Below are 19302 nucleotides of genomic sequence, written 5' to 3'. Positions count from 1 at the left end.
TGGTCTTTTAATGCTTGTTGCAGAGTTTCCTTTGTTTCTGAACTGAGGAAGTTTTTAGTAGGCATTGACTTTATCGGGAAATTATTATATTATACCATACAATATGCGTTTTAGATGCTGAACAGCTTATTCCTCAAAACACTACTACTATTCTCCCGGCAATTTAGATGCGTTTGCCCTGCCCGTATAACCTATTGTAGGATGGGTGGAGACACGGCGATTAATTTATAGCACCAAACCATAAAGCTCCAACCGCACCACAACCCACCGTCAACCAACAAGCGGGTAAATTCAAAATATTTGAAAGCAGCGCTGTATCAGCCAAAAATTGTCGCACTAGCGCGGTATTCTTGGGACGAAAGCAGCCGCCAACTCCCATCGCCCACAAGTTCCAAAACCTGCTGGTGATATTGCAACAAACTCATTCTGTGGCCGACACTCACAAAGGTAGTTTTAGTGGCTTGTAACTGCTCGTATAAATGTTGCTCGTTCTTTAAATCCAAAGCACTTGTCGCCTCATCCAAAATAGCATATGGCGGTTCCGTTAACAACAATCTAGCAAAAGCTAAACGCTGCTGTTCTCCCAGCGACAAAATTTCAGCCCAATCTAAATCCGCATCAAAACCGCCCAATCTGTCCGGCAAATCTGCTAAGTTTACTGATGCCAAAACGCGGCGCAATTTTTCCTCATCAACCTCGCTGCTGGTGTTGGGATACAGAAGTTGCGATCGTAAACTACCCAAAATCAAATAAGGACGCTGCGGCAAAAATAGCATTTCCCCCAATTCTGGCCGCGCCAAACGCCCCGTTCCCGCGTCCCACAAACCCGCAATTGCCCGCAGCAAAGAACTCTTCCCAGCACCGCTTTGACCCGCAATTAGCAGTCCTTCCCCTGGCGACACGGCTACCGACACATCGCTAATTAAAGTCTTTTGATGTTTCGGAGTATCTAAAGTAACGTGTTCCAGTGTCAATTGCGAACTTATAACTGTATCGATTGTTCTGAAGTCTAGTTTTACAGCACTTTTTTCATCTCTTAGAGCCTCATTAAATGTGGCTAAACGATTAATGCCCGCTGCAAAAAAACTCAAGCTTTCAATCCTATATACCACCAAAGAAAATGCTTCTGAAACCTGACGAAAAGCAAATTCAGCTTGAGTAATATCGCCGTATCTTATCTCACCAGCAAAGTATATAGAAGCCAAGAATAAAGAGGGGATAATATAAGTTGCATATCTATAGCTAACTCTAAAATATCCCAGATTCCGCTGCCAACCAATTAGGAAATTAAAGTTCCGAACTGCTGCTAAAAATCGGTGTTTTACCTGAACCGATTCCTGTGCTTCTCCCCGGTAAAAAGCAATTGATTCTGCATTATCCCGAATGTGAACCAATCCATAGCGAAAGTCAGCCTCTGTGGAGAGCTGATTGAAGTTCAAAAATATCAACCTTTTGCCAAAAAATATCATGACTGTCGTGCCAAAGACAGCGTAAATAATTAGTCCGAGCGAAAGACCTTTGGAAATAGACCACAGAATGCCTGTAAAAGAAATAATATCGATAACTGCCCCCAATATCAGCAGCAAAAACTCTAAACTTGTCCTAGTGAAAGATTTGATATCTTCAGCAATCCGCTGGTCGGGATTGTCGATTTTCTTCTGAGAATTGATTTCGTAATAAGCGCGGTTTTGAAAATAACTACCCAGGAAACTATCTGTCATCCACTCTCGCCAGTATAATCCCAGTTTATCTTGGGTATACTCGTAAATAACAACTATCGGGGTAGCGATAATAAAAACTCCAGCATAAACCCACATAAACCGCCAAAAAGTAATCTGATCTTTTTCAGCCAGCGCTGTCGTGAAAAAATTACTAATATAGCTAATAATTACGTTGATTCCGCTAACAGACAGCGACAAAAATACCAGCAGAGCTAACATGATCCACTGTTTCCAGCGCGGTATCAACTTGCTTCTAAAAAAGACAAAAGCAGCTAGCGGGAGGATTAGCATTAAACCAACGATCGCAATTTTCGGTGAGTAGATAATTCCTTTGATTAAAGTAGCTAAACCAGCCGCAACTCCATTAAAAGCCTCTGGGAATAAGACTTGAGTACCCAAACATACAGCGCTGACGAACACAAACATCGCAGCGAAGAGAAATATCAACAACAGCGCTACTAATCCTAAAAAGATTCTGCCACCCCCAGGCTCTAAAGGATAAAAGTAAGGTTGAGCGATCGCAATAAATCTCTGCCACAACTGACGGTCAAATCGATTCATCTTTGCTTTTTACAGAACAACTTCGACTTTTCTAACATATCAAGTTTTATTACACATTGCGGCAGTAATTTATTCAAGAGTTTAGGTAAAAAATTGGTATTGCCGAAAGACTGATATAGCATTAGTCTTTCGGCAGTCGCATCTGAAGGCACTTACGCTCAAGACAATAAAAGCAAGAGTTTCAGCAATTAAAAACATTCTCATCGTCAGGCTCCTTGCTACATTTGCAGAGCAATTAGGCCGGGAGAGCAAAAAAGTTAGGACGTTAGCTGTGGAGAAAATGTCAAATCTCAAATCGATCTAGCTGGAAGAAGTCGCGCTGTCGCCGGCAAACTCCCGCTGGGATTGGCTGCTGTAAAACCGCTGGCTAATCCCTAAAAATACTTGTTTCATTACCCAATACAAAACAGCAATTACTACAAAAGTTACAGCCATTACTAAAACCGGACGCTTGCCAATCAAATCGTTCATTATGGTGTTAACCAGCGCATCGGGGTTAGTAAGAATGTCCCAAGTGTTGAAGCGGATAAATCGCCCTAAATAAATGCCGATCGCCGAAAGTGCGTGTATAGTTATCTCCGTTACCAGGATAAATCTACTCAAACCCTGTTGCTTCAAATAGTAACCCAGATTCATCACTGACAGCACGTAAGCCCCAAACCCGGCCAGCATGAACACCAGATACTGCGGGATCAAAGCTAGAGTCACAATCCACACCGAGTTCCCCTCTTTAATCTGGCGGATCAGGTGAATGATATCAGTTAAAACATAGGGCGCATTGGGTAAAAATGCGATAAACCAGAAAAAACCGCTCCACCACCGGAGAGAGCGAACTCCGCGCTGCCGCAGTACCCAGATGTCTAAAGCCATCAGTGCCAGTGTAATCGCGATCGCCCCCAAAACGTAAGTTTTGCCCACATCTTGCACTATGTGCTTCAGATAGGCAAAAACAGGGCGTGTACTGGACAAAAAAGTAGCGCCCAGGAGAAAGCCCGTACCCCACAGCAGCCAGCGCGATCGAGGTTTGCGGAACAGCCAAAAACTCAGGCCCAGGGGTACTAAACCCAAAAACAAATTCCAAGACATCCAGCGGACATTGTGTCCCATTGCTTGCAGGGCTTCCAGGATTAATCCCATCATGTCAATTTTTATACAATTAAAGGTTTGATGCAGCACCGCTTCGTTAGCAGCTTCAGTCTATTTTAGTCGTTAACTTGTAGGGTGAGTCAGCTTATGACTCCGGGCGCTGCGCCTGAAAATCAGGATCTGCTGATGCACGCTACCACTGTGGAGTAAATCTAAAATCTAAAATCTAAAGTCTACTGAGGCATCCTAGTCTTTATACACTTTGTCGATCGGAATCTCAATCTGAAAAGTCGTTCCGCATCCTATGGACGAAATACACTCAATCTTCCCCTTGTGCTTTTCCACCACAATCGAGTGCGCGATAGACATTCCTAACCCCGTACCTTTCCCCACAGCTTTTGTAGTAAAAAACGGGTTAAAAATTCGATCTAGTATCCCCTGCGGAATGCCCGTACCATTGTCCGAAATTTCCACCATCACAGTGTTCTGGGCTGTTACACGAGTGCAAATAGCAATCCGGCCGCTATGAGTATCTGCTTCCCGAAGGGATAACTTTTGATATCGTTCTTCAATAGCATCAATTCCATTAGCAATAATATTCATAAACACCTGATTCAGTTGGCTCGCATAGCACTCCACCGGCGGCAGTTTCCCGAACTCCTTAATTACTTCAATTTCCGGGCGGCTGTCGTGACTCTTCAAGCGGTGCTGCAAAATTAACAAAGTGCTTTCAATTCCCGCGTGAATATCGACCGGCTTCATTGCCGATTCGTCCAGCCGCGAGAAATTTCTGAGGGACAACACAATTTGCCGGATGCGCTCGGTTCCTACTTGCATCGAACCCACAACTTTTCTTAAATCCTCAGCCATGAAATCCAAATCAATCTCTTGAATGCGATCAACAATTTTTGAATTTGGTTCGGGATACTCATGTTCGTAAAGAGTCACCAGATCCAGCAACTCTTTTGTATACTGGTTGAGATAATCAATGTTAGCGTGAATGAAATTAACGGGATTATTAATTTCGTGAGCGATGCCGGCCACTAATTGCCCCAACGAAGACATTTTTTCTGTTTGAATGAGCTGAGTTTGAGTAGAGCGCAATGACCGCAGCGCTGACTCTAAATCTCGAGCTTTTTCTCTTTCTCGTTCCTCGCTTTGCCGCAGTGCTTCCTCTGCTTGCTTGCGAGTCGTAATATCCTGGGAAACTCCAATTATTACCTTAGCCTGACCCTCCGCATTCCTACTAAAAATAGTATCCCGACTTTGCAGCCACAAAAATTGACCGTCTGCTGCCCGTATCCGGTACTCAATTTCCCTAGTTTCACCATCTTCAATTCCTGCAAAGCAGGCGTGATGTTTCACAATTTTAGGCAAATCTTCCGGGTTTATTAACTGAGGCATCATTGACGAATCCATCGCTGTAATTTCGTCGCTGGTATAGCCCAAAAGCGCGAACATTGAAGTATTAGTGTAGATATTTCGCTGTTCTTCCAAGTCGTAAAGATACAAAATACCGGGAGTAGCATCGGCTACTTTTTTAATGAACTGCTGGCTTTCTTGCAAAGCTAACTCAGCTTGTTTGCGATCTGTAATATCAATACTGATACCGTCCCAAAGAATATCGCCGTTTTCTTTCGCTTCGGGACGGGAAATCACCTGAAACCATCTAATTTTTCCAGAGGGCAAAATTAGCCTTCCTTCCCACTGCCAAGGTTGCAGATTTTTGGCAGAAATCGCAACGGACTCGTGATAATTTTGGCGGTCGTCGGGATCAACTAAATCTACTAACAAATTAGAATTGTGCTGAATTGCTGCGGGTTCTAATTCAAACATTTCTCGGCAAGCATCACTCACGTAAGGAAAATTTACAGAGTTATCTGGTCGCAATAAACATTGATAAATCATCCCCGGCAAATTAGCTGCTAGTTTCTGAAATCTGCTCTCGCTTTCCGTCAATTCTTTCTCTGCTTCCTGGCGTTCGGTAATTTCTGTTTGCAACTGCTTAAAAGCTTGGCTCAATTCCGATGTCCGCTCTATCACTCTATTTTCTAAGTCTTCATTCAAGTTTTTCAGATTTTCTTCTGCTTGTTTGCGTTCGATCGCAATTCCTGCTAAACTTCTTGCCACTTCTATGAGTTCCCACTCAAAGTCTTGGGGAGTGTGTGGCTCAGAATAATACATCCCCACAGTTCCCAGCACTTGATTTTGAGATGATAAAATAGGAGTAGACCAGCAAGCTTTTAGTCCATATTTTAAAGCTAAATCTCTATAATTTTCCCACAAAGGATCGCTGGCAATATCTGTAACTATCACCTGTTCGCGACGGTAGACAGCAGTACCGCAGGAACCGACATTCGGGCCGATCGCTATTCCATGAATAGCAGTATTGTAACTCTCAGGTAAACTCGGTGCGACTTCGTGCAGCAGGTGTTTTCCGTCTTTATCTAAAAGCAAAATCGAACCCCTTACATTTTTATATTGCTGTTCGATAACTTTAATTAAAGCAGTTAAAGTATCCTCCAAAGGAGCGCTTTTAGCAATCATTTCTAATACTTCTTTTTGACCTATATGCCAATTTTCAGTATGCTTGCGCTCCGTAATGTCGCGGGCAACCCACAGAACAGTTTTTTCTTTCATTGGCGAAATGGTAGCGGCAAACCACTTTTGTAAGCTGGCAATTTCCAGGTGATATTCAAAAGTACAGGTTTGATTTGTAGCGAGGGCGGTGCGAATTTGCTCCCGAAAAAATTCTGCCATTTCTGGATGGAATAAATCGCTGATTTTTTTATCGGCATATTCCGCCGTCGGCTTGTATAATAATTCGGGATTTGTCGGGGCAACTTTCAGGAACCGTCCCTCAATATCGATCTCAAAAATTACGTCGTTCATGGCAGCGAACAAAGCTCGAAGTTCCGATTCAGAAGCTTGCAGGGCGATTTCAGCTTGTTTGCGATCGCTAATATCCGTCCCGATACCAAGCAGTCCTGCCAAATTTCCCTTCGCATCTAGTAAAGGTTTATTTGTCCACGCTACCCACACCCTTTCTCCATTGCTGCGGATGTTTTCATTCTCGTGTTTGAAGTATTTTTCCGGCTGTGCCAAACAGTCTCGAATCATTGCCACGAGGTCACTTTCTGATAAATCTGTTTTCGGTATAATTGTGCCGATCGCACTTTTGCCGATGATTTCTGCTTCGGAATACCCGAAAAAAGCTTCAGCAAACTCGTTAAAAAAAGTAATCTTGCCTTCACTGTCTAACTGCACAATCATGCTGTTAGCATTCTCAACGAGTTGCCGATACTTAGCTTCGCTTGCCCGCAGTTTCGCACGGCCGTACACCCAGCTAAAAACCCCCACCCCGCTCAAAAGTGCCAGCAAGTCGCCTCCAAAGAGCAGCCACCCCCGAAACGGCGAATTCGCACGCCATCCTCCCGCCGGAATTGCTGCCAACTGCCAGGAACCTTTGGGCAAAGTCACTTCCAGCAGCACGGGGTTGTTCTGAAAAATTGACCCGTCACCGAAAAACACTGCGCCGGATGCTCCCCTCCCGTCTTTGCCCCGCAGAGCGTATTGCAGCTTGGCTGAGGAGTCCTTGAGCCCTGCTTCCTCAATCAGGGAATTTTTGTCCACGATCAGGCCTGTCAAGCCCCAGTAAACTCCTGTTTCGGGATCGGCACCGGAGGGTGTGAGAAAAATGGGCGATCGGCTGACGAACGCCAAGTCCCCGTCAAATAATTTCACGGGCCCAGCAAGCAAAGTTTTTCTGGTGTTGATGACATCTTCGACCATTTGCCGGTGTTCGGGTAGCGCCGTCAAGTCAACCCCGATCGCCGATTCATTTCCGTCCCGCGGATAAATGTAAGCGACCGTCGTGCCTTTAACTAAAGTTATGGCGCGAATGCCGGTTTGCTGTGCCACCAGAATTCTCGCCGTCGCTGCAAACTCGGCTTCGGTGATGTTTGGGTTGTTGGAAATGTAAGCCACCAAACCCCGCATCAAAAACAGCCGGGAATTCAAAGAGCCTTCCAGCTTAGAACGCACTGTGCTGAGCCGATCGAGCGTGGTAGCGCGGTTGTACTGAAAAAACCGCCGCTGTTCCGATCGATCTAAAATACCAACTCCGACCAAAATTGCTACTGATGCCGAAATTGCTGCTAAATAGGGTGAAATTTGGAATTTTTTAACCTTAAAGTATTCCATCTGCCGGCAGTTAAAGTATATTTTTACGTCTTTAGTTAGATAGATATAGTTTAGTTTCATTTCTCCAGGCCGATGCAAGATTTCCGCGATACCGGGCTTCTGGCAAGCCGGCGCGATTTTTGTGTATTCTCAGCTGTTGTGCATTTGAATTGTATATTTCAATGCCGTATTCCCCACTCATCACATCCTCGAACCCTCTCCCGTTCTCCCTCTATCCCCTTCTTTCGACTCGCCATTTATCGGGTAGGGTGCGCGCTCCCCACCGCTGTGGTGAGGCAGCACGCACCCGAAAGACGGGAGTTATTGGCTAAAATAGGGTTAGCAATAATTTTTTTCAGCGCTGGGCGCGAATCATTCATAGGGGCAATTTGATGCAAGAACAGTTGATGGAAGCGATCGCACCTTACCGCGATCGCGTAGATTATCTAGAAGTTCGCCTCGAACAAAGTGAGTCAACTGCGATTAGTTTTCGCGGCCCTCAGTTAGATGCTGTCAACCGCAGTTTTAGTCTCGCCGGCGGCATCCGCGCCTGTCACAAAGGTGGCTGGAGTTTTGTAACTTTTAACGGTTTAGCTGAGTTAAAAGACCGCATTGAAGAAGCTGTCGTTCAATCTCGTTTGGTTGGCAGCGAAAAAACTCTACTAGCAGATGTCACCCCGATTCAAGATTATGTAGCGGTGGAATTGGGGCGCGATCCGCGCTCTATTACTCTAGCCGAAAAGCGCAAGTTGCTCGAATCTTACAACCAGTTGCTGTTAGATTACGACCCGCGAATTCAGACGACAATGGCCGGTTACAGCGACAGATTCGGGATTACTTATTTTGTGAATTCTCAAGGCACTTGCATCGCTCAAGAGCGCTTGGACGTGACCGGGCGTTTCGGGGCGATCGCCCGCGGCGAGGGTGGTGTCGTCCGCCAAGGGTTTGAGTCGATTCACTCGCGATCGGATTACGATGTCTTGACAAATATTGAAGATCGTGTTAAAAGTGCTGCCGTTCGAGCTGTAGGCCAACTAGAGGCAAAATCGGTGAAAGGCGGTCAGTATCCGGTGATTTTAGACCCTTATTTGTCGGGGGTTTTTATTCACGAAGCTTTCGGGCATTTGTCGGAAGCAGACGGCATTTACGAAAACCCGAAAATGCAGGAATTGTTGACTTTGGGCAAGCCTGTGGCGATCGAACAATTAAATGTAATTGACGACGCAACTGTGCCGGGATTGCCGGGAACTTTGAAATATGACGACGAAGGCGTGCCGGCTCAGTGCAAGCATTTAATTAAAAATGGAGTTTTAGCGGCTCGGATGCACAATCGCGAGACTGCGGGCAAAATGGGCGAAAGTCCGACGGGAAATGCCCGGGCTCTGAGTGCTACTTTTATGCCTTTGGTGCGGATGACTAATACTGCGATCGAGTCTGGCGAACATTCTTTTGACGAAATGGTTGCTGACATTGACGAAGGAGTTTATGCAGTGCGGATGTTGGGAGGACAAACCAACGGCGAAATGTTTACCTTTGCGGCGGCTCAAGGGTTCATGATTCGCGACGGCAAATTAGCCGAACCCGTGAGCGATGTCACTTTAAGCGGCAATGTATTTCAGACTTTAAAGGATATTGAGTCGATAGGAAACGACTCGGTTTATGCCTACGGCGGTTGTGGTAAAGGTGGCCAGAGTGGTTTGCCGGTAAGCGTCGGCGGCCCCCATTTGCGGATTAAAAATGTCGTCGTCGGAGGAAGATAATCATTAGTCATTAGTCATTAGTCATTAGTTCAAAACTTACGCAATTGGCACATGGTGAAGGCGTGCTCGCGCCCTCACGCCTCACCTTAACCAGTGCGGGACACGGACAAGCTGACAAACCACTGAAAATCTACTATTGAGGGCTTCAGCGAGGTCGTTCGGTGTTTGGGAGACTTCAGAAATTACAGAGAAATTGGGGAAGTGCGATCGTGATTATAGACTTTACCAGACTTTCCCCCTGATTTTTTGTTTAATTCCCCTTAAGTTTCCTTCATCTCTACCCGATTATTCTGCCTAATGGGAATCTCGATCACAAATTCTGCACCCCGCTCTGTTGGCTGTGATAAACACTTCAAATCTCCGCCGTGCTTCTCCACCACAATCTGATAGCTAATAGATAATCCCAAACCAGTGCCTTGACCCACAGGTTTAGTTGTGAAGAAAGGAGTAAATAGATGGGATCTCACCTCGCTTGTTATCCCCAGCCCATTGTCTTTAACACTGATTCTTACCCAATCGTGATTCAGCATAGAAGTACGAATCGTAATCGTACTTGGATCGTTTTTAATTTTCTCCGGACTGCGTTTTTTATCATACTGATTCAAGGCATCAATTGCATTGCTCAGCAAATTCATAAATACCTGATTCAACTGACCGACATAACATTCTATTTTTGGCAAATCTCCGTATTCTTGAATAATTTGAATAGGTGGACAATCAGCCTTAGGCTTGAGCCGACTCTGCAAAATGACTATACTGCTGTCGATGCCATCGTGAATATTAACGGGTTTCATCTCAGATTCGTCAAGACGCGAGAAGTTCCGCAACGTCAGTACAATCTGACGGATACGTTCAGCCCCTACTTTCATCGAAGATAGCATTTTCGGCAGATCTTCTCTGATAAATTCTAGCTCTATGTTTTTAATTAAAGCTTCGATTTCAGGGTGATTATGGGCATCGTGCTGCTCGTAAAGGTTAATTAAATCTAATAGCTTCTGACTATACTCATTGACATAAGTTAAATTGCCATAAATAAAATTAACTGGATTATTGATTTCGTGGGCAACACCAGCAACTAACTGTCCTAAGCTAGACATTTTCTCAGTCTGAATAAGCTGAGCTTGGGTGCGCTGTAAATTTTGCATTGCGAGTTCTAGTTGGATAGCTTTTTCTCGCTCTCGCACTTCCGATTGCCGCAATTTATCCTCTCTTTCTTGGCGCGAGCGCTCGTTTTCTTTTCGTTCTTGCACGTGCTGCAATGTTTTGTTAATAGTAATTTCTAAATCCTGAAAATCTATAGGCTTAGTCACAAAATCAAAGGCCCCATTATTCATTGCCTTTCTAATATTCCCCAAGTCGCCATAAGCAGATATAACTACTGTTTTGACCAGAGTAACTAGCTCGTTAAGTTTCGCTAGCAAAGCCATACCATCCATGACTGGCATATTAATATCTGTCAGTACAATATCTATATCTGGCTCCTCTTGCAACTTTGAAAGCGCTTCTATGCCATTATGTGCAAAAAAAACTTGGTATTCTCCGGCGCGTATCTTTTTTCTAAGTTTCTGGGAAATTAAAGATTCTAAATCTGGCTCGTCATCTACAAAAAGTATTTTTGCTGGCATATTAGGCTCTCCGTTGCTAGTATAAGGAATAAATAAGAGAGGATGTTGAAAAAGTAGCAATTAGCAATTATGTTGCATTGTGAATTTACTCCAAATTGATTATTTTATTTTTCAGGACATCAAAATTAACAGGTTTAGTAATATAGTCATCAGCTCCATAATCTATTGCGACTTGGTAATTTGTCTCATCTCCATAAGCGGTAATCATGAAAAATTTTAGATCGGGAAACTTTTCTTTGGTAACTCGGAGCAGTTCTAGCCCAGTCATTCCGGGCATATTAATATCCGACAAAATTAAGATAAGAGAGGCTTTTTGGGGGCTTTCTAAATATTCTAACGCAGTCTGGGCCGAGAGTGCAAAATGAAATTCAATTTGCCCTGCTTTGATTTCTTTTCTAAATTTTTGTTTAAACAAGCACTGAATATCTTCTTCGTCGTCTACAACCATTACTTTCATTTTTGTAGCTCCTTAACTTCGGCTATTTTTTGTGGCAAGGTGATTATAAACTCTGTGTAATTTCCTACTTCTGTTTCGACTTTTAGTTCTCCGCGATGTTGCTGGATGATAATATCATGACTGATAGATAGACCTAGACCAGTACCTTCCCCCGCTGGCTTTGTAGTGAAAAAGGGATTGAAAATTTTATCGAGGATCTCTGGCTTTATACCTGGGCCATTATCGCGAATGTGGATTTCAATCCGATCGTCCAGATTTCGAGTTTTCACGTCAAGTAGCGGTGAAAATCCTTCCCCTATTTCTTGTTTCTGTTTATAAAGCGCATAACAAGCATTACTAATAATGTTAAGAAAAACCCTACCTATGTCTTGTGGCACGACAGCTACTTCGCCAATGTTATTGTCATAGTCCGTTTTTATGGTAATGTTAAAAGCATCTTCCTTAGCTCGTATCCCGTGATAGGCTAGATTGATATATTCGGTCAATAAACTATTTATATCCGTAGCTTCCCAATGGCCACTTTGTCCTCTCGAATGCAAAAGCATATTGCCAACGATTTTGTCGGCTCTTTGACCGTGTTGATTGATTTTTTTAAGATTTTCTTTAAGATCGGTTAATATCTCTGCAATATATTCATTAGTTTCGGGTTCTAATCGTTGTCCTTGATTTCCTAGTTCTTCAAACAGTTCTTCGGTTAATTCAGCAGAAACTTCTGAGAAATTGTTGACAAAGTTTAATGGGTTCCTGATTTCGTGGGCAATCCCTGCCGTTAAACTGCCCAGAGAAGCGAGTTTTTCTTGCACGATAATCTGATTTTGCATAGCTCTGAGATTTTCTTCGATCCGCTGGCGCTGTTCAATTTCATTCTGCAATTGCTCCACAGTATGAGTGAGTTCAGATGTACGCTCCTCGACTTTGATTTCTAGTTCCTCATTAGCTTTTTGCAGGGCTTCCTGGGCTTGCTTGCGATCGGTGATATCGCGGACGATCGCCACATATTCTTGCAGATCCTGATTGGAAACAGAAGCGTCTTGGGAAAATCGATCGGAGATGGCAACTTCCAGAATGCGCGAGCTACCATCGGACAACTTGAAAGTTTGTTCGCTACGACTGCTCCACTGCTCTGGCTGAGCCGCTAATCCGGGTAGTAATTGGTTCAGGTAAGACCCAATTAGCCTAGTTGCGTCTATTCCGAAGATGCTTTCAGCAGCGGGATTAGTCTGACGAATTACACCATTTTCATCCAGCACTACAATAGCGTCCAGGGCAATGGTAAAGAGCTGTTCTGCTCCCTCTCGTGCTTCGTTCATTGAGACGACCTGGGGTAAGCTAGTCCAGCAGGCGATCGCTACCGCCACAAAAGCAACTAACAAAAGCAGCACTAGCAAAAGATTAGAACCAATACTAGAGTTAGCGTTTAATCTGATCCCAGAACCCCAACCGATCGCCACAGCGCTACAGATAAGTAAAATCAGGATTACCACCTGAAACGTTACAAAATCTGCGACTTGGCGATTGCTACGCGTCCTGTAAAGTTTAATCCACCACTCTGCATGGAAGGGGGGAAAGTTTATGCGTCGCATCGCCCTATCCGCTGCCCACACCGCGATCGGACACAGCAAACCCAGGATGAAATCTTGCCACCCCCAAGCCAATCCGCCGATCACCAAAACAACCATCTCTACCACAAAAAAGCCTAGAGACCACCACGGCCACAGAACCTCTGGCCGCTTTCTTTGCAGCCACAGTGCTAGATGGAGTGACATAATCGAGAAAAGGTAACTAACACCTGCGACGACTACTATATGAGCTAAGTCCCCCCAAATTAGAAAGAACAGGCTGACAAACAGCGTAGCCATCAGGGCTGATCCAAAAACGCCCCGTCGGGACACCACAGCGAAGACGGGGGAAATCTTTCCATCTACGGCAAGTTGATACAAAATGCGGGAACTGATAGAAATGCAAGTGGCCGAAGAAAGCAACCAGCCGCAGATTACTAGGAACGTTACGAGCAGGGGAGCTGAATCGCCCCAGAAAGGTCGGGCTGCTACTATCAGACTTGAGAACGGATCGGCGGCGATCTCTGGAGTAATGGGCGATCGCATGATGATCCAGGAAACACCCAAAAAAGCCAGAGGCATAAAACCTGTGGCAATTTTCAAAAATCGCAGCGTTTCCCCTGGACGACGGCTATCAGCCACAAATGAGGCAGCCGTTTCACAGGCATAAACGAGATATGTTGCAAAGAAATACCATTTTACCCAGTCCACAAAGCTTACGCTCGGCATAGTGGTGGGAAAAAAGCCGGGACTGTTTGAAGAGAAGGCTAACCAGCCCAACCCTTGAACGGAAAAAGTAAATAACAATCCGATCGCCGGGACAATAAAAAATAAATGCAGGATGCTCAAGGCCCGAGTGCCGCTCAAAGCCACAATCAAGGGTAGTAATGTAAATCCAATTTGCAACAGCCGCTTGGAAAAAGTAATCCCGAATGGCTCCAAGTTGGCGGCGATCGTGTCTGTGAGCAGGATGGCGTTGAACGGCCCACCAGCAGCCCAGCCAATGTAATATCCGAGGGCTGCATAAAGTCCCAGAGTCGGGTGGTTTTTCAGCAGACGAGTGGTATAGCTGGGCGTTCCTCCGGCTATGTCTGGCCAATGCTCGCCTAAGCGTTTCATTTGCAAGTTCAGCATCATGCCGATGAGCATTCCAGGCAAGCAGACTAAAAGCGCCCCTGTTCCGAGAGCGCCTTGGATCGCCGGAGCAAGGCTCAGCCAAGCGAGATGAGAAACCAGACCAAAGCCCCAGGTTTCAATAGAGCTAAGGGTTCTGTGGAGACGCATGGGCGATCGCCTATTGAGATTTTCTCCTCGGTAAGGCTCAGCTAGTTCTGGGTGGTAGCCGTTTTCCGGCTGATGTCGGATGTTTGTCGCCATCACTTTTATCTATTATTTTTTTGGGAATTTTGCTGTCGGGACCCTGATGTTCAGCTTTATAGCTTTTAACTTTTTCCGTTAAGTATTTTGGCTAGTCTTAAATTTTGGCAAAGCTGCCTTTCCCAGTCAACCATGAAAATCTATCTCAATCCATCTTCAATATTACATTTTATTTCTGACTTCTGACTTTTGCTAATTTCGCGTTCTTTTAGCCATGCCGTTGAGGCTTCGGCAAAGTCGTTGGGTGTTTAGGGACTTCAGGCATGACATAGAAATTGGGTAGGACTTACGCAACTGCCACAACTCCGTGTACCAGCACCCTAAAATTAGACAATAAACATCAGAACATCGGAAATTTTCAGTTATTAACTTTAATAATTTGATAGCAGCCCGTGTTTAATTTGATATATTATTTGACCTGTTTTATCAGAGCAATTTTTGAGCGCATAACCACACAATTTAAGCGCAAGCAATATGATTTATTTGAAGGTTAGGTTGACGGTACTGCCAATATTCTCTCCCGGTTAGTTGCTTGATTTCCCTAGGAATTTGATCAATTTTATAACGAATAGCACACACATGAGTGTACGTTATTCGTGCTGGATTGAGTTTGGTTGTTAGTCGCGACTGTCCACTTGTCAGTGCCCCGGAGTGCTTAAAGTGATGGGTGAGGGGGCGATCGCGCCCTCACCAGGTGCCAATTGCGTAACTCCTGTAGTTAAGTAGAGTGGGCCTCGGCGCACCTTATTACTACAGATAGTGTCAAAATAGAAGGAAGGCAGCGTAAGTTTTGTTCTTTGTTCTTTCCTCTTGCTTCTTCGTTCTGACTTCAGAACTTACGCAAAAAATGAATGGTTCAATCCGCTATTGGTACAAACTCTTTGGGACGAGGCGCACCCTACAGATAGAGTTTGTGCGTGCAGGAGTGTTCCCTCTTCCTTGTCAATAAAAAACCCCGGTTTCTTCAAGAAACCGGGGTTTTTTCTACAAACTAAGAGAGGAGTCAAAACTTAACAGGTAGCGGTTGCCGGAATTCTGCATTTCTCGCACAACCCTCTAAACCAAACTACGGGCAAATTCTAGTTGCAGCTTCTTTAAAGCTGTCTCATTTCCTCTTCAAGCACCCGAACCAAATCTTGATTGCCACTGGATCTCGCTACTTCTATGCGGTGCATCAGTTGCTTGTGAATGTTAGCGCGGTGGGTTTCTGCTACTTTTTTTACGTTTTGACGATTTGTGTTCATGGTGGACGTTCCTTATATTAAATTTGGTGTACTTGCTACTTCTCTAATATAGCGCTAAATTTCAAAAAGTATCTAAATTTACAAAAAATTTACAGTTGTTGACCGATCGACAAAACTCCTGTATAAGATTGGTCATAAGTCAATAGCGATATCTTGACAATCAAAAACAAGGCAGAACGCTAGAGCTGCAGAAGGCAGAACGCTAGAGCTGCAGAAGGCTAGAGCTGCAGAAGGCAGAAGGTTGAAGTAGAAATTCTCCCCGTCTCAAAACATTTACTCAAAACTCAAAACTTGCTTCAGCGCCTCTACCAACTGCTGAAGGTGTGCGAGCTCGTGAGTTGCCATCAGCGAAATCCGAATTCGACTCACGCTTACAGTCGGAGGTCGAATCGCTGGAGCAAAAATACCCATGTCCTTGAGTTTGCTGCCTACAGTTAAAGCTGCCGCTGCATCTTTTAACGGAAGACTGAAAATTGGGGAGAGGGAATTGCTAATTGGTAATTGGTGATTGGTAATCGCGCAATATTTGAAAGTTTCGATATTTTCTCGCAACCGAACTCGGCGTTCTGATTCTTGCTGTACAATTCTCACAGCTTCCAAAGCAGCCGCCGCGTCAGCAGGCGTCAATGCCGTAGTATATATCCAACTCGGAGCTCGATTACGCAGAAAATCAATTAAAGCAGCAGAGCCCGCAACGTAACCACCTAAACTTCCCAAAGCTTTGCTGAGTGTCCCCACTTGAATCAGCGGTGTTCCGGTACACCCGAAATGTTCTGCACAACCGGCACCGCTAGCACCGAAAACTCCTGTAGCGTGAGCTTCATCTACTAATACCATGCAGTTAAAGGTTTCGGCCACAGCTAACAACTGTGGCAGCGGACACAAGTCGCCATCCATGCTAAAGACGCTATCGGTAATAATTAAACACTTGCGGTATCTTGCGCGATTTTTCTCTAACTTTGCCGTTAAATCCTCAAGATTGCAGTGACTGTACTCTAGGGCAGTTGCACCGCTGAGTGTGGCTCCGTTTTTCAGGCTCGAATGGTTGTACTTGTCAGATAATATCAAATCGCGCTTGCCGACAACGGATGCGATCGCCCCTAGATTCGCCAAATATCCCGAACTGAATACTAAAGCATCTTCAGTTTGTTTTAAATTAGCAATAGCTTGTTCTAGCTGTCGGTGCAAATCGCGGTGTCCGCTGACCAACCTCGAACCCGTCGCACCCGTACCAAATTCCTTAGTTGCAGCCATAGCAGCTTGAATTAACCTGTCATCGCCGGCAAGTCCCAGATAATCGTTGCTGGCAAAGTTAATCAGGCTGTGGCCTGCTAACTTTACCACAGGCCCAGGGGAACTTTCGATCGATTCTGGCGATCGATACCAATCGGCACGGCGAACTGTGTCCAGGGCCTTCTCTATCCAAGCGTAAGGGTCTGCGTTCATATTGGAAAGCGATCGGGTAATACGTTATATTAGCTGGTGATCAGTTCCTCCCTATCACAGAAGTATATGCCACTCACTAAAAAATACAGATTAGTCACCCGCAGCGATTTTGACGGTCTTGTCTGTGCCGTTTTGCTCAAAGAACTCGATATGATCGACGAGATTAAATTCGTGCATCCTAAAGATATGCAGGATGGGAAAATCGAAATAACAAATAACGATATTAGCACCAATTTACCCTATGTTGAGGGAGTTCATCTAGCTTTCGATCACCATTTCAGCGAAACTCTTAGACACGAGAAAATCAAAATTAACCACATCATCGATCCCTATGCAGCTTCTGCTGCTAGGGTACTGTACAAATATTATGGAGGCCAATCAAAGTTTCCTGATATTTCTGAGTCGATGATGGCGGCAGTTGACAAATCAGATTCCGCTCAATTTGCCCAAGAAGAGGTTCTGCATCCGCAAGAATGGGTGTTGTTAAACTTCATAATGGACGCCCGAACCGGCTTGGGGAGGTTTAAAGATTTTACGGTTTCCAATTATCAGTTAATGATGCAGTTAATCGATTACTGCAAAAATCATACCATCGATGAAATCTTGCAGCTTCCTGATGTAAAAGAAAGAGTAGACCTCTACTTCAAGCAAGAAGAAAAATTTAAAGAGCAAATACAGCGATGCGCCAAAGTTTATAATAATTTAGTTGTTTTGGATTTGCGTAACGAAGAGGTGATTTATGCGGGAAATCGTTTTGTAATTTATGCTTTGTTCCCCGAATGCAATATATCGATTCACGTACTTTGGGGACTGAAACAACAAAATACTGTTTTCGCAGTTGGCAAGTCAATCTTTAACAAAACTTCTAAAACTAATATTGGGGAGTTAATGTTAAGATATGGCGGTGGTGGACACCAGAATGCCGGAACTTGTCAGATTGAGAACGATAAAGCTAGTCAAGTTTTGAAAGAGTTAATTGCCCAGATAGAGCAAAATGGTTAAATTCGCTTTATCTTTTTTGCAGTCAGGACTTGAGTCTTTGATTATTTATTTGAATTTTCAGCACTAAAGTCCTTACTACAAACGGGGATTTTTAGGACGGAACTCCTTACTGCAAAAGGGAGTTTAGTCCTCAAGGTTTTGAGCTGGCGGGTTCTGAACAGTGAGATTTTCTGAACTGTTGCCTTTGACTGGTGGCAAATGGTCTACCAAACCCATATCAAAAGCGATATCCGGCAACTCATCAGCGTTATATTTTCCTGGCTCAAACAATCGCCCGGGAGTAAAACAAGGCTGTTTCAATCGCACTACCTCCCCGGGTGAAAACATTCCCCTAAACATTTTGCGTTCGAGTCCCATAATTTCTGCTCTTAAAACAACTTTCGCATTAATCTTAGCAATTTTTGAGCGGCAGCTTCCCAATTAAATAAATCCGCCGTCTCTTTAGCTTTGTGAGCTACCTGAAAACGCATCGGATCTTCAACAATTTTTCGCAACTGTTCGCGAACAGACTGAAGATTTGGCTCGGCCCAATGAGGAGCATTTCTGATTTTTAGATACTCAGTATCGTCACACTTTCCGACGGGAACTAGATCGTAAGCAATGGGATAGCAGTTATCAGCATTGGCGTACTCAGTCGGGCCGCCGTACATAGTCATAGCAACGAGCAAACCTGCTGCAAAGGCATCCAAAATTTTAATCGCAAAACCCTCGCCACGAAACGGAGCTAAAAAAGCATCGGCTGACAAGTATAAATCAGCTAGTTCTGCTTTAGTACAAAATTTAGGCTTTACCTGAACTTTTGATTTGAACTTGCCGAATTGTTTTTCGATATTTACGAGGTGTTCCACTATAACATCAGGATTTTTGCCACCATCTTTGATAATTAACTCTACGTTAGAATCATCTTTAAACTCTTCACAAAAAGCTTGAATTGCCAGATCCGTGCCAAATCTATACAAATCAAAAGAATTGGTCATGTGTAGAATATACTTTACATCTTTTTGGGTTTTTTGCGGTCTGGGCAAATAGAGTTGCGAGATTAAAGGATTGAAACCTAGAGGCATGACTGATACGTTGGCCGCCGGACATCCAGCTTTTATTAAAACGTTTTTAGAATACTGGCTGGCAGCTAGTTTGTGAGATGAAGTGTTATAGTCATTTCAAATAAGTATCAGACTATTTAAACATGAGGTAAAATGAATAAAAATCAGGGCTATTTCATTCTAAACAGCTTCTTCAAAACGTCTAGACCATAGCCCGCGAGCCGTTGTGCCTGTGCCAT

The 19302-nt window shown here is 44.3% G+C and carries 12 protein-coding genes; 2 read left to right on the top strand and 10 right to left on the bottom strand.

The genetic code is table 11. The annotated features are described in order from the left end of the window. Positions 1–317: 317 nt before the first annotated feature. The 3 genes from QUB44_RS28050 to QUB44_RS28040 all read right to left on the bottom strand — a co-directional run bounded on the left by QUB44_RS28050 (position 318) and on the right by QUB44_RS28040 (position 7631). The gene (locus tag QUB44_RS28050; protein ID WP_333372639.1) at positions 318–2282 is read right to left on the bottom strand and encodes an ABC transporter ATP-binding protein/permease; all 1965 of its coding nucleotides are present in this window, start codon (positions 2280–2282) and stop codon (positions 318–320) included. Between the two features lie 300 nt (positions 2283–2582). Beyond that, positions 2583–3422 (bottom strand): DUF1361 domain-containing protein, encoded by an 840-nt coding sequence (locus QUB44_RS28045; protein ID WP_333372637.1) that lies wholly within the window; start codon positions 3420–3422, stop codon positions 2583–2585. Between the two features lie 192 nt (positions 3423–3614). Beyond that, positions 3615–7631: a PAS domain S-box protein gene (locus QUB44_RS28040; protein WP_333372635.1), complete on the bottom strand. Its 4017-nt coding sequence runs from the start codon at positions 7629–7631 to the stop codon at positions 3615–3617. 311 nt (positions 7632–7942) lie between these two features. On the opposite strand from QUB44_RS28040, the gene QUB44_RS28035 reads away from it, so the two are divergent. Then, on the top strand, positions 7943–9310 hold the full coding sequence (locus QUB44_RS28035; RefSeq protein WP_333372633.1) for a TldD/PmbA family protein: 1368 nt from the start codon (positions 7943–7945) through the stop codon (positions 9308–9310). A gap of 260 nt (positions 9311–9570) precedes the next feature. Here QUB44_RS28035 and QUB44_RS28030 read toward each other — a convergent pair whose 3' ends face one another. From QUB44_RS28030 to bioF, 5 genes are all read right to left on the bottom strand, one after another. Next, positions 9571–10935, bottom strand: a complete 1365-nt coding sequence (locus QUB44_RS28030) for an ATP-binding protein (protein WP_333372630.1) — start codon at positions 10933–10935, stop codon at positions 9571–9573. 85 nt (positions 10936–11020) lie between these two features. Next, the gene (locus QUB44_RS28025) at positions 11021–11392 is read right to left on the bottom strand and encodes a response regulator (RefSeq protein WP_333372628.1); all 372 of its coding nucleotides are present in this window, start codon (positions 11390–11392) and stop codon (positions 11021–11023) included. Continuing rightward, complete coding sequence (locus tag QUB44_RS28020) at positions 11389–14328, bottom strand: ATP-binding protein (protein WP_333372626.1); 2940 nt, start codon at positions 14326–14328, stop codon at positions 11389–11391. The genes QUB44_RS28025 and QUB44_RS28020 overlap by 4 nt, the downstream gene beginning before the upstream one ends. 1094 nt (positions 14329–15422) lie before the next feature. Next, complete coding sequence (pirA, locus tag QUB44_RS28015; RefSeq protein ID WP_172185012.1) at positions 15423–15572, bottom strand: arginine synthesis PII-interacting regulator PirA; 150 nt, start codon at positions 15570–15572, stop codon at positions 15423–15425. A 273-nt stretch (positions 15573–15845) separates the two neighbouring features. After that, positions 15846–17018: an 8-amino-7-oxononanoate synthase gene (bioF, locus tag QUB44_RS28010; protein ID WP_333372624.1), complete on the bottom strand. Its 1173-nt coding sequence runs from the start codon at positions 17016–17018 to the stop codon at positions 15846–15848. Positions 17019–17084: 66 nt separating this feature from the next. Between bioF and QUB44_RS28005 the strand changes: the two genes are divergently transcribed. After that, positions 17085–18020, top strand: a complete 936-nt coding sequence (locus QUB44_RS28005; protein WP_333372622.1) for an exopolyphosphatase — start codon at positions 17085–17087, stop codon at positions 18018–18020. 123 nt (positions 18021–18143) lie between these two features. Here the strand turns inward: QUB44_RS28005 and QUB44_RS28000 are convergent, their stop codons facing one another. Together QUB44_RS28000 and QUB44_RS27995 are read right to left on the bottom strand one after the other, a co-directional pair. After that, on the bottom strand, positions 18144–18377 hold the full coding sequence (locus QUB44_RS28000) for a hypothetical protein (RefSeq protein ID WP_333372620.1): 234 nt from the start codon (positions 18375–18377) through the stop codon (positions 18144–18146). Between the two features lie 11 nt (positions 18378–18388). Further along, positions 18389–18997, bottom strand: coding sequence for a glycosyltransferase (locus tag QUB44_RS27995; RefSeq protein ID WP_333372618.1), 609 nt, complete (start codon positions 18995–18997; stop codon positions 18389–18391). Between the last annotated feature and the right edge of the window lie 305 nt (positions 18998–19302).

Origin of the sequence: Microcoleus sp. AT3-D2 (assembly GCF_036705715.1) — a bacterium.
GTDB lineage: Bacteria > Cyanobacteriota > Cyanobacteriia > Cyanobacteriales > Microcoleaceae > Microcoleus.
This window is presented reverse-complemented; position numbering and strand designations above follow the sequence as displayed.